Genomic DNA, 14,508 nt, shown 5'->3' with positions numbered 1-14,508 from the left:
CTCCCCTTGATGGTCCCAGGCTTTTTATTGTTTGGGAACAAGAAGCTCCATGATAAGTCCAGCCGTTTCTTCGATTGCTTTCTCCGTCACGTCAATAATCGGACAGTTCAAGCGTTCCATAATTTCTGAAGCAAATCGGATCTCCTTCTCAATCCGCTCTAAAGATGCGTAATGAGCTTGACTTGGCAGCCCCAATGTTTTCAGCCGTTCTGCGCGGATCTTGAGCAGACGTTCGGGCTGCATGGTCAATCCGATTAGAAGCCGATTCTGCGATGCTATGAATAACTCCTGCGGCGGCTTTACCTCGATCGTTAGCGGATAGTTCGCAGTCTTTATTCCCTTATGGGCTAGATAAATGCTAAGCGGTGTTTTGGACGTACGAGAAACGCCGACAAGCACGACTTGTGCTTGCAAAAGTCCCCGAGCGTCTTTGCCGTCGTCATACTTGACCGCAAACTCGATCGCTTCGATTTTACGATAATAATTCTCGTCCATCTCATGCAGCAAGCCAGGCTTATATTTAGGAGAATCATTGAAGGTATCGATGAAGGCTTGCATCATGGGACCCATTACATCAACAGCACGAACGCCAAGCCTTATCGTCTCTTCGCGCATCGTCTCGCGCAATTCGGGCTGAACGAGCGTATAAGCGATGAATCCTCCAACCGCTAAAGCTTCGTTGATAATCGATTTGATCTCTTCCTCGAGCTTAATATTACCGAATCTTTTTATTTTTACCTGCTCGGTCGCGAATTGGCGGGTTGTCGCTCTCGCTACGGCCTCCGCTGTTTCTCCTACAGCGTCCGAACATACGAATATAAACTTCTGTTGTTCCGCAGGCATTCTTTCCCCCCCTACTCAGCGATAAAGCCCCTGGTCAAGCTTACCAAGACTTGCGTCATGTTGGTTTTTGTAATTCGTCCGACAACTTCCAATCGGTTCCGATCTCCGGATGGACTGACGACTGGCATGCCGCCGACTTGATGATCCAGCATCTTCTTGGCTGCTTCCAGCACCGTATCCTCGGGAGAAATCAACACGATGCGCGGCAGCCTTGTCATAACCATGCTGATCGGAATGGATGCAGCGTTGGGATTTCCCAGCGTCACCTTAAGCAGATCCTTCAGGGAAACCATTCCCGTTATCGCACCCTGCTCATCCGTTACCGTTAAGAATCCCGTGTTCTCTACGAACAGAGAAATAACGGCATCGTTAACGGTAGAGCTCTCTTCAATAACAACAGGTCGGTTCATAACATCTTTGACCTTCATATTCATAAATTTTTCGTTAAGCTGTCCTTCTGAGGTCATTACTTTTCCAAGAAAATAGCCCACCTTGGGCTTAGCATCAATATAGCCAAGCATGACCAATACTGATAAGTCCGACCGGATTGTCGGACGGCTGATTCCTAGGCATTCAGCAATTTGTTCACCGGTGATGGGGGCGTGTTTCTTAACTAATTCGATAATAGTCATTTGCCTTACCGTGAGTTCGATGCAAAGCCCCCTCCTCTCGGATCCTAATAAAACGGTTGGCTTCATTTATCGGTATCGTTACAGTATATTACTATAGCTTAGGAACTTTCTCCCAATCCTTGAGGAAGCGATCGATACCATTATCCGTAAGCGGATGTTTCCACAAAGCAGGCAGCAGCGTCCCTGGAATTGTAGCAATATGAGCACCTGCAAGGGCAGCTTGCTCGAAGTGTCCGATATGGCGAATACTTGCAGCAATAATCTCGGAAGCTAGTCCATATTGATCCAGCACCTGACGCAAGCTTCTTACCAATAACATTCCATCTACACCGATATCGTCTAGACGACCAACGAATGGGCTTATGTAGGTTGCTCCTGCTTTAGCAGCCATCAAGCCTTGGGCAACGCTGAAAATAAGGGTAACGTTCGTTTTGATGCCTTCTTTATATAGTTGATGGGTTGCTTCCAAACCCGCTTCAGTCATCGGTAATTTAATGACAACATTCGGTGCCCACTCTGCGATTTCATGAGCTTCTTTCAGCATACCTTCTACTTCAAGGCTAATAACTTCTGCACTGACAGGACCTGATACTATGCTGGTAATCTCTTTGATAACGTCTTTGAAAATGCGGCCTTCTTTGGCAATCAGGCTCGGGTTCGTAGTGACTCCGTCAACCAGACCAAGCTTAACGATTCTTTTAATTTCTTCAACGTTACCCGTATCCAAATAAAATTTCATCTTCTGATTATCCTCCTTAAATTGAAAGCATTTGTCGCTATATATGGTATAACACAAATCGATTTATGACACAATATATACAATGGTCATTTTATATGTTGTCATAATGGTAGTTTACCGTTGATTAGTATCTCCTTCTCGGGATGCAGCGATGCCCAGATAGTAATGAAAGGGCTGCCCTATAGTAAAAAGTGAGCACGGAGTTATTTACAACGGTATGACCGTGCTAGAGGCGGGGAATTAGCCCGTCGGGATGAATTAAGACACTGCCAACGTGTTAGAGCTTCGAAAGCGGCCCGTTGGGATGAATTAAGACGCTGCCTGCGTGTTAGAGCTTCGAAAGCGGCCCGTTGGATGGAGTGGAGACATTAAAAAAGTGGCGGACACAGTTCAAAAAACCTCTGCCCCGCCACTTTCTCTTCAGTTCACACTAGCTCGTAAGTCAGCTTTCCTATTCTGGGGACAGCTCTCGATTAATCGCTTAGTGAGCAGCCTTAGCTCGTTCCTTGCCTTTGTCCGATTCACCCGCGTTTTTGTTGGCGGCATCGCGATCTAATTGCATCTCTTCGACGGACTTCACCTTAAGACGCGCTGCACCTTGATAGCCTTCATTCGTAGGAATCAGATTGCCAGACGCAAGACGTGCCTTCGCTGCAGCTATGGAATCCTTGTATTGCGGAAGCCACTTCTCCCCGGCTACCAGCATTTCATCAACCATCTGCCAAATCTCGTTCGGGTTGCAAACCGCTCCCACGAGCGGATCCATCATGAACGCTTGACGAAGCAATTTATCGTCGCCATGCACGGCTGCCTCGACCGCTAACCGTTGCACCGATATACTCACGTTACAGACGGCTGCAGGACCAAGAGGAAGATCACCGACGAGCGGCATGGAGACCCCATTACGATCCGCGTAACCCGGCGCTTCAATAATAGCATCCTTTGGCAGGTTGGAGATGACATTCTCGTTCACAACGTTAAAGTGTCCGCGGTAAACCCGTCCCGTTTCCAAGCCCTCAATGATGTAAGATCCATGCTCTTCTCCGCGTTCTTCGGCTGCGTACTTAAAGGCAGGCTCTTTCATCCAGTTCGGAAAGTCCGTCTCGAACCAATTGCGTCCTTCGGTACAAACTCTAAGATATCCCCCGGTCTCCCCGTTTATCCAATATCCCAGATCGATCCACTGCTCGATTTCGTCCGGACGCTTGCGGTACCAAGGAACATATTCACTAAGATGACCGTTCGATTCCGTGCTGTAGTACCCGAACCGTTTCAGCATGTCAATTCGAACTTTCTCCGTGCGACTGAAATCCTCATGTTTCTCGAATGCTTCGAGCAGCTTCCCTGTCAAATCCTCACCATTGTGGCGAATTTGAATATACCAGGTTTGATGGTTGATTCCTGCACAAATAATGTCGACTTCCTTCTTGTTCAAGCCGAATGCTTCAGCAATTTGTCTGTGTCCGCCTTGAACGCCATGGCAAAGTCCGATCGTATTAACTCCGCCGTATTTGTTGCAAGCCCATGTGAGCATAGCCATCGGATTTGCATAATTCAGCAGCGTTACGTCTTTGGCCGCAACCTCGCGAATATCTTTGCAGATGTTAAGCATCTCCATGATTCCGCGCTGACCGTACATAATCCCTCCAGCCGACAAAGTATCTCCAACGCATTGATCGACGCCATATTTAAGCGGTATATCCACATCGGCAGCGAAGGCTTCAAGACCTCCGACACGAATGGTGCAGAATACGTATTTGGCGTTCTCCAACGCTTTGCGGCGATCAGTCGTGGATTGAATCTTGATGGATAATCCATTTTCCGTAATATCCCGCTGACAGAGCTTAGTAACCATCTCTAAGTTATGGGGGTTAATGTCAGTAAAAGCCACTTCAATGTTATTGAATTCAGGCACACTCAGCATGTCGCGAAGTAATCCCCGTGTAAATCCAATGCTTCCTGCTCCCACAAAAGTAATTTTAAAAGCCATTTCACATGCCCTCCAATTGGTTTCTATCGGATAACTCCTTAGCTCAAATTGTACCAAGCTTAGGCAGAAAGCGTTATCAAAATAATGACCTTCTCTCAGGCATACTGTCAGAAATCCTCACTTCTTTACAATGTCTAGCAATTGGGAATGGGAATCCATTGAATTCCGATACTCGATCGGGGTTTGATTCGTATGCTTTTTAAATAAGGCATGGAAATATTGCCGACTTCCCGTTCCTACGTAGTCAGATATATCCGCTATCGCAATATCCGTATGGAGAAGCAACATTTTAGCCTTTTCCATTCTGAGCGCCGTCAAATATTCCATTAGCGATTGCCCGGAATGTGCCTTGAATATTCGCTGAAGGTAGCCCGGGTGCAGATTAACATAGGCAGCGATTTCCTTCACTTGAATATTGCGATCGTAGTTCTGATGCAGGAATTCAATGCTTTGCTTCACATATTGTTCGACTAACTGCTGTCCCGTACTGTGTGCCTCTCGCCTCAAGCGGCTTATACGGATTAGCAATTGGTACAACAGCATGCGGTCCAGCGCTCCGCCGTCACTGCCCCGACGATCAAGCTCCAGAACCAAGCTTTTCAGAATATGGTAAACCTCATCAGGATCCTGCAGCATCAAGTAAGAAGCGGGAGTTCCCACCATCGTGCCGAGCGTTTGCTCATTTGCGGCTAATTGCTTTATAGACGGAAATTCACCCGAATGTGCAACAAATCCGAATTCAACATTAAGCATTCGACAAAGCTTCTCGACGACAAGCCGATGGGAGATATTCGCATCCAGCAAAATAAACTCACCTTTTTTGAGCTTAACCGTCTCTTTTTTCCCCGTCCCCTCATCCCACTCCACTGAGCAATCCCCTTGGATGACGTACATGATTTCCGTAGAATTATGTTTGTGGAACCCCATGTGGAATTCCTTCCATTGTTTATAGTAATAAGCGTATATGCGCGGAGAATAATGGCCGATCAATAGATTTCTGTCAAAAATACTTCCGTGTCCCATCTCTGGCTCCCACCTCTAAGAAAGGTTGATCTTACCTCTTCACTATGGACAATTCTGATTTTAGAGTCAAATTCCCTAATTATTTGTCAGTTAATCTAACACAAATGAATTCCCGCGAATATTATGATTCAAATTATCAGAAAATTATGTTATATTTATTCACATTAACTCTGAGAGGAGTGACTATTCCATGGATATGTTACACTTGTTGTCGGAATTGCCTAAAGTTGATCTACACGTACATCTAGACGGATGCATTAAACCCGCAACCTTAATGAGACTCGCAGAGCAGCAAGGCTTAAGCTTACCCTCCACGAATACCATTGACCTTATTCCCTACGTACAAGTAAGCGAGGAGTGCACCAATCTCTCTGAATATTTGACAAAATTTGATTTTGTCCTCCCCTTCTTGCAAACAAAGGAAGCACTGGAGCAAGTCGCTTATGAAGTTGTAGAGCAAGCAGCCGACCATCATATTAAATATATCGAGGTGCGATTCGCCCCGCAATTGCATCGCAATTCTGACATGAATGCAGAAGAAACCATTTCCTATGTCATTCAAGGCTTGCGAAGAGGAGAACAGGACTTCGGAATTAAAGCGCGCGTAATTGCCATTTGTATGAGAAATCATTCTCTTAAGGCGAACCTGGAGGTCATTGAAGCCGCCTCTCGTTATATCGGCCGGGGACTTGTTGCCGTTGATTTGGCCGGAGATGAATTCTCCTTTCCAGCCTTCCTATTCCGTGAAGTGTTCGCGCTGGCAAGCACGTACGGAATACCCATAACCATTCATGCAGGGGAGGCTGCAGGACCTGACAACATCGAGGAAGCCGTGTTAAACCTTGGAGCTGCACGAATTGGACATGGAGTTAGATTAAAAGAAAACTCACGCGTGATGCAAATGATTCGCGACCAGCGGATACCTTTGGAGCTATGTCCAACGAGCAACATTCAGACCAAGGCTGTGAGCGGCTGGGACGCTTATCCCATTCGGGAATATTTCGATCAAGGCATACTTTTTACTGTCAATACGGATAACCCCGGCGTTTCCGGGACAAATATCACGAAGGAATATCAAGTGATTACGGAGAAGTTCGGCTTCACCATACGTGAAATAACAACACTTATTCTGAATGGGGTAGAAGCTTCCTTCTTGGGGGCTGAGGAGAAAGCCTCCCTGAAGAGGGATTTTGAGGAAATACTCATTCGTTTGGGCGTGTATGACAAAGTGGAGAATTAAAAAACCAAAAAAATCGAGCAAAGGAGTTACCCCTGCTCGGTTTTTTTCTGGTTATCGGGTAACTTCCTTGCCGCCTGATAATAAGCGAAGAAGCTCATCGCGCTTCGGAAGTCCCTCCCAATCCCCTTTATATTGCGTTGCAAGAGATCCCATAAAGTTAGCTCTCGTCAGTGCGCGCAGGAGATTATCCCCCTGCTCCAAATCTCCATTTTCCAAGAAACCCGAGAGGAAGCCCGCAGCGAAAGCGTCACCCGCTCCTACAGTATCTATAATTCTCGTAACCGGATATGGCCTAGCCTTCACGGCTCGATTACCCGCGTAGCCGATTGAGCCATGCTCGCCTAGCTTTAAGATAACAGCCTTAGCGCCGAGCTCAAGAAAGTGCGCACCGTACTGATCTTCCGTCCGTTCGCCTACAAGAAATTCCGCTTCCTCTATTCCGGGAAGGAATATATCGCAGAGGGGGATCAGAGAAAGCAACGTCTCTCTGGCCTCCTCCTCGCTCCATAACTTCCGGCGCAAGTTCGGATCGAATGAGATGGTCATCCCATTTTTACGCGCCTGCACCATTAACTCGCGGATCGTATCCGCGGTTTCGGGACCCAATGCAGGAGTTATACCCGTTACATGCAGATGTTTGGCTCCTTGCAGCCAAGATGATTCCACATGCGCCGGCGTTAATTGGCTAACCGCAGAGCCCTTGCGATAATAATAAACGTTCGGATCTCCGTAGCCCTTAAACTCTTTGAAGTATACCGCTGTCGGGTATTGGGTATCTCTAACCGCTTGCGATACGTCAATACCTTCTCCCGCTAACGTGGACAAGATCACATCGCCGAAAGGATCCGCACCCAATCGGCTAATCCACCGTACCTTGAAACCTAAACGGGATAAGCCGATGGAAACATTGGACTCTGCTCCCGCAATCGAACGCGTGAACATAGGAGCATAGGCTAGCGGGCCTTCATTCATCGGCTGCAGAAGCACCATGCTCTCCCCTATTGTTACAACATCCGTTTCCCGCAGCGAACTCATACGGTCTTCGCCCCTTGAACTTCTGCTACGAACGATTTAGCAAGCTTAGTCAGCTCTTCGAATTTCCCGTCTTTCACCAGCTGCTTGTCTACCAGATTACCGCCCAGCCCGACTGCAATTGCACCTGCATCCAAGACGGAATTGATATTTTGAAGGTTTACGCCTCCCGTTGCAACCATTGGGATATGGTTTAGCGGAGCGCGGATTTCCTTGAGGTAATTAATTCCTAGCGTGCCCATCGGGAACACCTTGACCGCTGAAGCACCTGCTTTGTATGCACGCACGATTTCAGTAGGTGTCATCGTACCCGGCCATACCTGAACACCTTGCTCTACACCGTAATAAATCACTTCTTCATCCAAGTTGGGAGAAATAATATATTCCGCACCCGCCGCTACCGCTTCTTTGGCTTGTCCCAGATCAAGTACCGTCCCGGCACCTATGCACAGGCGACCTTCGTAGTTTTCACGAAACCTCGAGATCATGTTCAATGCGCCGTCCGTATTCAAGGTCACCTCTAGAAAAACGATACCGCCATCAGCCAACGCCTTTGCGGTTGCGTCTCCGGATTCCGCGGATATTCCCCGGATAATCGCTACAATTTTCTCGCGTGCCAATGCTTGCATTAATTCAGAAGACATAACATACTCCCCCCAGTTGCATTTAATAACCCAATTTCACAATCAACGTATACAAGTTTACCATCATCGACAACTTATTGGAAAGGATTCATTCCTGCAAAAATATACTTTTTTTTGATACTAACGTTCACTATGGACTGTCCCTTCATCGTGCGCATCCATACGCTCGTCCTTCAATTGTTTCTTGTAACGGTCAGGCGAGACTCCGATATGCTGCTTGAATAATCTGCTGAAATGCGCAAGATGCTTGAAGCCAAGCCGGAAGCATACCTCCGTAACATTCAGTTCAGGATGGAGCAAGAACAAGATCTTCGCCTCATTGATGCGTTTGCGGTACACATATTCGAATATCGTAACTCCCGTCACTTCCTTGAAAATTTTGGTCAGGTACGATTTGCTCAAATGCAGTTGATTTTGCAGCTGCTCCATATGAAGTTCATCTTCTGTGTAGCTGCCCTCGAGCAAGGCAATAACATTCTGAACGGTCTTCTCTTTATCAGAAGGAAAATCACGCTGCTCCCGAAGCGGCTGCAAGCATTGGTCATAAATAAAATGCAACAGGTCTAGGAACCCGAGCAATTGCCTGCTTTCACCTACCTTATCGCCGCGCAGCTTATGCTCTTGTATGACACTCAGAATACGTTCCGCTTCAGCCTTCTCCGCTCCGCGCAAGCAGAGCCGGTAGTTCTTAAATTGCTCGAAAGGCTCAATGACGGGTAACGCTTGCGGAAACGCCAAAAAAGGACGAAGGATCGCCGGATCGAAATGGATTATGGATCGAATATAGGGGACGGAAGGATCGATCTTCGCGCAGTGCAGTGTCATCCCGTACATAAGAATTAAATCGCCGGGAACCAGATTATAAATCTGATCCCCGATTAAATAGTTGCATTTGCCTTCATGAAAGTAATAAACTTCGTAATACACGTGGGAGTGAAAGATCGGCTCAATAGATCCTGCGGAGCGGTAGATGTATTCAAACATCACGTTGAAGCTCTGAGAGCAACGAGCCTATATATTCGGCAAAATACTTCATCATGTCCGAGGAATTCGAGAATTGCTTGCTGAAATCCTCAATTCCTAGATAACCGTCATATCCGACAGCTGCCAAGTCCTCGATTACCTGTCTCCAAGGGACCATACCATTCTTAAGCCCTTCCCAATTACACTGCCAGCTCGCACTCCCGTCTTCGAGGATACCCTTCTTGCTCCAGGCGGCATTCTTCACATGCACGTGAGCCAAATAAGGCCCTAATATTTCAAGTGCCATCCTGTAATTCTCGAAGCCCTCATGTACGGAATTACCGGGATCCAGCAGTACGCCGACGAAATCCGGATTTAGCCCCTCGCACAACCTGCGCGCTCCGGATGCGGAAGCGGCAATCGTGCCGTGATGAATTTCGATCAAGCCTTTAACGCCATATTGCTTGCAGAGCGCTTCGCAAGCTTTAAGGTAAGTTCGCGCCAGCTCGAATAACTCGGTAAAGGTTTTGGTTCGGTCATACCCGGGAACTCCCAGACGGATATAGGCAGCGCCCATATGGCGTGCAGCCCGCAGCACCTGCTCCGTACCTTCGAGGTCACCCGCTTGCAAGTATGGCGTGACGCTTAACGTCTTAAGGCCTTGCTGCTCCGTTGCAAGCTTGAAGCGGTCTAACTCCGCCTCGCCTCCGGAAGGTGATATCGTACAGCGATTGTTTCCCCAGAAGGATGGTGTTTGTGTCGCAACATCTGCAGAAGTTTCCTTATAGCGCCATTCGATCCCTTGTATTCCCGCTTCGCGCGCGCTTGCAGCAAGCTCTGCGGGACTGAGCTCCGGTGTCGATACTGTAAATACGGAAAGCTTCATCATAATGTATTCCTCCTTGTATGGTCACGAACTATTCGATGTGAATGGCTTTGGATTGTGCTTCCAAGCAAAGCTCAGCAGCTTTGAAGGCATGCGCCTGATTCATGGCATTCTCGGTCCGATTGATACAATCTAGAATCAACTCGCCGAAGAATGGAAATCCGACCTTTCCACCGAGATCCATGTGGAACTCTCCGTCTCCGTTAACCAGATAAAGCTGATCTCCGCGAGAATCACGAGCGATGTCCACGTATTTACGCAATTCGATGTAACCGTTCGTTCCAAGAATGACCGTCCGTCCATCCCCCCAAGTTGATAACCCGTCAGGCGTCAGCCAGTCCACTCGGAAATAGTTGGTTGCGCCGTTATTGCCGCTGAGAGTTGCATCGCCATAATCTTCAAGCTCCGGATATGATTTATTGTTATAGTTCGCCACCTTGCTATGGAGCACCTCAGCATCCGTACAGCCTGCATAATAGAGAAATTGCTCGATTTGATGACTTCCGATATCACACAGAATACCGCCATATTGTTCTTTATTGAAAAACCAATTGGGTCTTGACGCCGCGTTAAGTCGGTGCGGCCCTAGGCCTAGCACTTGCACGACTCTGCCAATGGCTCCGTCTTTGACAAGCTGACCCGCGAAAACTGCACTTTCGACATGAAGCCTTTCACTGTAATAAACCGAATACTTACGACCGGTTTTGTTCACCGCAAGCTTCGCTTGCTCTAGTTGAGATAATGCCGTGAAAGGTGTTTTGTCTGTAAAATAGTCTTTTCCGTGCTCCATAATCTTTACGCCAAGCGGCCCGCGCTCGTTAGGGATTGCAGCAGCCGCAACCAATTGAATTTCAGCATCCTGCAGGATTTGCTGCTCAGACTCAGCAATACGAACTTGAGGATACGCTTCGATAAATTTGCGTACCTTCTCCGGATCGGGATCATACACCCATTCCAACGAAGCCCCTGCTTCCTGTAAGCCGTTGCACATGCCATAAATATGACCGTGATCTAACGACATGGCCGCGAATTTGAAGTCTCCCTTGCCGATAACGGGCTTTGGTTTTCCTTGCGGAGCGTAATTCATTCCGTTTGCTTTGGACATCTTTATTCTCCTCCTTCTATTTGCGTCTAGTCGATTTCTCGATTTGCTCTTGCAGCTTATCGTAAAATAAATCCTCATCGATCGGCAGGTTAACCCAATTATCTGTCCAAGTGGATAGCAGCATCGCATTAGACAGCATTAAGCCCTTAATTCCGTCTTCGCCTGGTGCAAGTAAAGGAGTCCCGTGCAGAATGGAATCCGTCCAGTTCTGAGTAATTCCCACATGCTGAGGTCCGCCCGCGTTAATCGGAATATCGCATTTCCAGCATTCCGGTTGGCCGAAAGGACTCGTATTGCTCTCGTTAAATTCCGATTCCAGCTGCCTTAAGCGCCAGAATGTGATTTGATCATCCTCGATTACAATTTTGCCGCGGTCGCCCGTAATTTCAAAACGGTTCGTGCCTGGTGTTTCGTATGTGGAGGTCACGAATACGCCTGATGCGCCGTTCTCATATTCAGCATAGGCGGTCACGTCGTTCTCCACCTCGATGTCGCGATGTTTCCCGAAGGAGCAAAATGCCCGAATGCGGGTCGGCATAAGCCCCGTCGTCCACTGCCACAAATCCAACTGATGCGGATCCTGATTAATAAGCACGCCGCCGCCTTCTCCCGCCCAGGTTGCTCTCCAGCCACCCGAGTTGTAATAGCTTTGGGAACGGTACCAATCCGTAATAATCCAATTCGTACGTCTGATCTCTCCAAGCTCCCCCGATGAGATTAGTTCTCTTAGCTTGATGTACAGCGGGTTGGTACGTTGGTTATACATGATTCCGTACACTTTACCGCTTACCGCCGCAGCATTGTTCATCTCGCGCACCTGCCGGGTGTATACGCCTGCGGGCTTCTCCACCAGCACGTGAAGATCGCAGGCAAATGCATCGATCGCCTGCTTCGGATGATCAAAGTGGGGCGTGCATAGAATAACGCCGTCTACCGTACCCGAACGAAACAATTGTTCCGGAGTACTAAAGGTTTGTACGCTCTCTCCCCATTGCTCCCTTGCTTGCTTTAGCCGTTCCTGACTTATATCGCTTACCGCCGTCAAAACAGCGCCCTTCACTTGACCTTCAATCAAATAACGCGCATGACCGCTGCCCATATTCCCAAGCCCAACTATTCCAATTCTTACTTGATTCATCTGGATTCACCCTTCAAGAAGAAATTTATTTTGCCAATGAATTCATTGTATCACTTTTAACTGTGAGTAAACTTTACTCCTAGGCATGAATAAATTCTTTTATTTAACTGTGAGTCTACTTTCAAAAGGGAAATAACAAAAAGAAACCGCCTTCAGTTTAATGGAAGCACTACCCACCACCAACCAAGGAACGATTTCTTTAATTTTCAATATAAGACGGATCAACTCAGCCCCCTGCTAATGGACTAAGAAGAGAAAACATCCCTCCAAAATTACCTCGTTCGAGTCATCAATGCTGCTGTGAATCGGCGGCACGCCAAAACCTAACTAGCACTGTAGTTAGCATAACGCGAACTACAGTGGGCCCAGTCTTCCCAACCAGCCCGGCAGTTTGCATCATGCAAACTACAGCACGTCTAACCTTCCCAACCAGCCCTGCAGTTTACATCATGCAAACTACAGCACGTCTAACCTTCCCAACCAGCCATACAGTTTACATCATGCAAACTACAGCACGTCTAACCTTCCCAACCAGCCATACAGTTTACATCATGCAAACTACAGCACGTCTAACCTTCCCAACCAGCCCGGCAGTTTGCATAATGCAAACTACAGCACGTCTAACCTTCCCAACCAGCCATACAGTTTACATCATGCAAACTACAACACCCCAAGCCTTCGCGATCAGCCTTACAGTTTGCATAATGCGAACTACAGCATGGCCATTGTCATTTAGTTAAGAGCCTACCCTCAGCAGAAATATAACCGCTGTTACAGTTACAATACTCGCCGCTGTCGTAACCAGAACGGTTTGCGAGGCGAAGTCCTGCTCGTTATCAAACTCAACTGCGAGCAACACACTGGACAAGGATGTCGGCACCGCCGAGGAAACAATTAGAGCCGCTGCCATCATTCCTTCTAAACCCAGGAGCAGCACGATACCCCACGCAAGCAATGGTCCAAACAATAGCCGCAGAGCAGAAGCGATACTGACATCCAACGCCAGCGCCCTGCTAATCGAGCCTTTAATGCTTCCTAATTGTACCCCAAGGGTGAAAAGTGCCGTACCGATAAATGCATTCGACATATATCCGATGGAAATATCCAAGAAGCCCGGTATGGGAATATCAAACCCTCGCAGCAGGAAAGCAATGGGAATCACATAAATAACCGGCATCGATAAGATGACCTTTTGTATTTCGCGCCAATTCGCTTTATGAGCGTTTACGTTATATATGCCATATGTATTAGGGATCAGCGATTGCATCATCATGATAATGATCTGGATCGACAACGTGAAGGTATTGCCGGCGAATGCCAACTGATTGATCGGTATCCCATAATTGGCGCTATTATAGAATAATACGCTATTCCTCATCGCGCCTCTCTTGCCTCCGTCATACTTCCGCAGACGAATGACGGCTTCTAGCACGGCATACTGGGCGAGCATAAACAGGATGAAAAATAACATCACCTGGCCAAACAATTGCATGGATATCGCTGTGTCGTATAATAAATCAAACATAATGGCAGGCGATAACAAATAGAAATTCATCTTGGAGAGGGTCTTTATATCCAAGGTGAAAATACGGTGCATTACAATTCCAATTGTGATGATTAGGGATAAAGGAAGTATGTTGTTCCAGAGAATGTGCAGAAAAATGTCCATATCGTCTATTATCCACACCTGCTCTCAAATCGTCAAACCACGCTTCTGATGGACATGAGCTGAACTCAGTCATGCTATACTATCTTTAATTAAGCTTACACGACAAAACCAATTCATACTGCAGAGGATGATGCAAATTGGCCTTTGGTATTACGAGAGTAGAGTTGAATGCTTGGAAAACATCCGTCACTCACGGAGAAACTGCCTTCTTGACCCATTATTGGTTCGATCCTCGCTTCCCCAACTTTAACACTGTAACCAAAGTGGGGAATGCCAACCTAGGACGGTTAACGCAATGGTGTATCGAGAATGGGCTGAATCCCAAATATATTCATAATCGTTCGCCTTTTCCCCATTTCGATTTGATCGGTCCCAAGCAATTGGAAATTCTAAGAAAAGAGAATTTAATCCATCATTTAGCTAAGTTCAAGCTAGTAGAGTAGAGAACTGAAATTTCATTGGAGGGCGCAAGCCCTTTTTTTACTTTTTCAGCTCCCCCTGCATCAAACCGGACGTGAGGTTTTCCCTCATCCGGCTTTCCGATGTTCTTCTTTCTTCCGCGTTACGGTACTCTCCTAGCCGACGAGTTTCTTTAATCCAGAGC

General features: G+C 47.3%; 14 protein-coding genes. 2 read left to right on the top strand and 12 right to left on the bottom strand.

The features are described from left to right. Nucleotides 1–24: 24 nt before the first annotated feature. The 5 genes from ACESLK_RS24180 to ACESLK_RS24160 form a co-directional block, all read right to left on the bottom strand. Complete coding sequence (locus ACESLK_RS24180) at nt 25–843, bottom strand: pyruvate, water dikinase regulatory protein (RefSeq protein ID WP_373232284.1); 819 nt, start codon at nt 841–843, stop codon at nt 25–27. An 11-nt stretch (nt 844–854) separates the two neighbouring features. Beyond that, nucleotides 855–1,475, bottom strand: coding sequence for a helix-turn-helix transcriptional regulator (locus ACESLK_RS24175; protein WP_373232283.1), 621 nt, complete (start codon nt 1,473–1,475; stop codon nt 855–857). A 91-nt stretch (nt 1,476–1,566) separates the two neighbouring features. Continuing rightward, nucleotides 1,567–2,214: a fructose-6-phosphate aldolase gene (gene fsa / locus ACESLK_RS24170; RefSeq protein ID WP_373232282.1), complete on the bottom strand. Its 648-nt coding sequence runs from the start codon at nt 2,212–2,214 to the stop codon at nt 1,567–1,569. 481 nt (nt 2,215–2,695) lie between these two features. Then, nucleotides 2,696–4,204, bottom strand: a complete 1,509-nt coding sequence (gene melA, locus ACESLK_RS24165; RefSeq protein WP_373232281.1) for an alpha-glucosidase/alpha-galactosidase — start codon at nt 4,202–4,204, stop codon at nt 2,696–2,698. Between the two features lie 117 nt (nt 4,205–4,321). After that, nucleotides 4,322–5,227 carry an AraC family transcriptional regulator gene (locus ACESLK_RS24160; RefSeq protein ID WP_373232280.1) on the bottom strand — a complete coding sequence of 302 codons (906 nt, stop codon included), beginning with the start codon at nt 5,225–5,227 and terminating at the stop codon, nt 4,322–4,324. A gap of 190 nt (nt 5,228–5,417) precedes the next feature. Between ACESLK_RS24160 and add the strand changes: the two genes are divergently transcribed. Next, the gene (gene add / locus ACESLK_RS24155; RefSeq protein WP_373232279.1) at nt 5,418–6,467 is read left to right on the top strand and encodes an adenosine deaminase; all 1,050 of its coding nucleotides are present in this window, start codon (nt 5,418–5,420) and stop codon (nt 6,465–6,467) included. A 51-nt stretch (nt 6,468–6,518) separates the two neighbouring features. On the opposite strand, the gene ACESLK_RS24150 is transcribed toward add, so the two are convergent. The 7 genes from ACESLK_RS24150 to ACESLK_RS24120 form a co-directional block, all read right to left on the bottom strand. Then, entirely contained in the window at nt 6,519–7,502 is a 984-nt protein-coding gene (locus tag ACESLK_RS24150; RefSeq protein WP_373232278.1) for a sugar kinase, read from the bottom strand. After that, nucleotides 7,499–8,143, bottom strand: coding sequence for a bifunctional 4-hydroxy-2-oxoglutarate aldolase/2-dehydro-3-deoxy-phosphogluconate aldolase (locus ACESLK_RS24145; protein WP_373232277.1), 645 nt, complete (start codon nt 8,141–8,143; stop codon nt 7,499–7,501). The genes ACESLK_RS24150 and ACESLK_RS24145 overlap by 4 nt, the downstream gene beginning before the upstream one ends. A 120-nt stretch (nt 8,144–8,263) precedes the next feature. Further along, nucleotides 8,264–9,127, bottom strand: coding sequence for a helix-turn-helix transcriptional regulator (locus tag ACESLK_RS24140; RefSeq protein WP_373232276.1), 864 nt, complete (start codon nt 9,125–9,127; stop codon nt 8,264–8,266). Further along, the gene (locus ACESLK_RS24135; RefSeq protein WP_373232309.1) at nt 9,120–9,992 is read right to left on the bottom strand and encodes a sugar phosphate isomerase/epimerase family protein; all 873 of its coding nucleotides are present in this window, start codon (nt 9,990–9,992) and stop codon (nt 9,120–9,122) included. The genes ACESLK_RS24140 and ACESLK_RS24135 overlap by 8 nt, the downstream gene beginning before the upstream one ends. Nucleotides 9,993–10,023: 31 nt before the next feature. Continuing rightward, nucleotides 10,024–11,097: a Gfo/Idh/MocA family protein gene (locus tag ACESLK_RS24130; protein ID WP_373232275.1), complete on the bottom strand. Its 1,074-nt coding sequence runs from the start codon at nt 11,095–11,097 to the stop codon at nt 10,024–10,026. A gap of 16 nt (nt 11,098–11,113) precedes the next feature. Beyond that, the gene (locus ACESLK_RS24125) at nt 11,114–12,235 is read right to left on the bottom strand and encodes a Gfo/Idh/MocA family protein (RefSeq protein WP_373232274.1); all 1,122 of its coding nucleotides are present in this window, start codon (nt 12,233–12,235) and stop codon (nt 11,114–11,116) included. Nucleotides 12,236–12,971: 736 nt separating this feature from the next. Continuing rightward, nucleotides 12,972–13,904, bottom strand: a complete 933-nt coding sequence (locus tag ACESLK_RS24120) for an AEC family transporter (RefSeq protein WP_373232273.1) — start codon at nt 13,902–13,904, stop codon at nt 12,972–12,974. 137 nt (nt 13,905–14,041) lie between these two features. Between ACESLK_RS24120 and ACESLK_RS24115 the strand changes: the two genes are divergently transcribed. Then, nucleotides 14,042–14,347: a hypothetical protein gene (locus ACESLK_RS24115; protein ID WP_373232272.1), complete on the top strand. Its 306-nt coding sequence runs from the start codon at nt 14,042–14,044 to the stop codon at nt 14,345–14,347. Nucleotides 14,348–14,508: the final 161 nt, after the last annotated feature.

The sequence above is a fragment of the Cohnella sp. genome (genome assembly GCF_041640265.1).
Lineage (GTDB): Bacteria > Bacillota > Bacilli > Paenibacillales > Paenibacillaceae > Cohnella.
The sequence above is the reverse complement of the archived record's forward strand: the minus strand, read 5'-3'. Positions and strand labels throughout refer to the sequence as shown.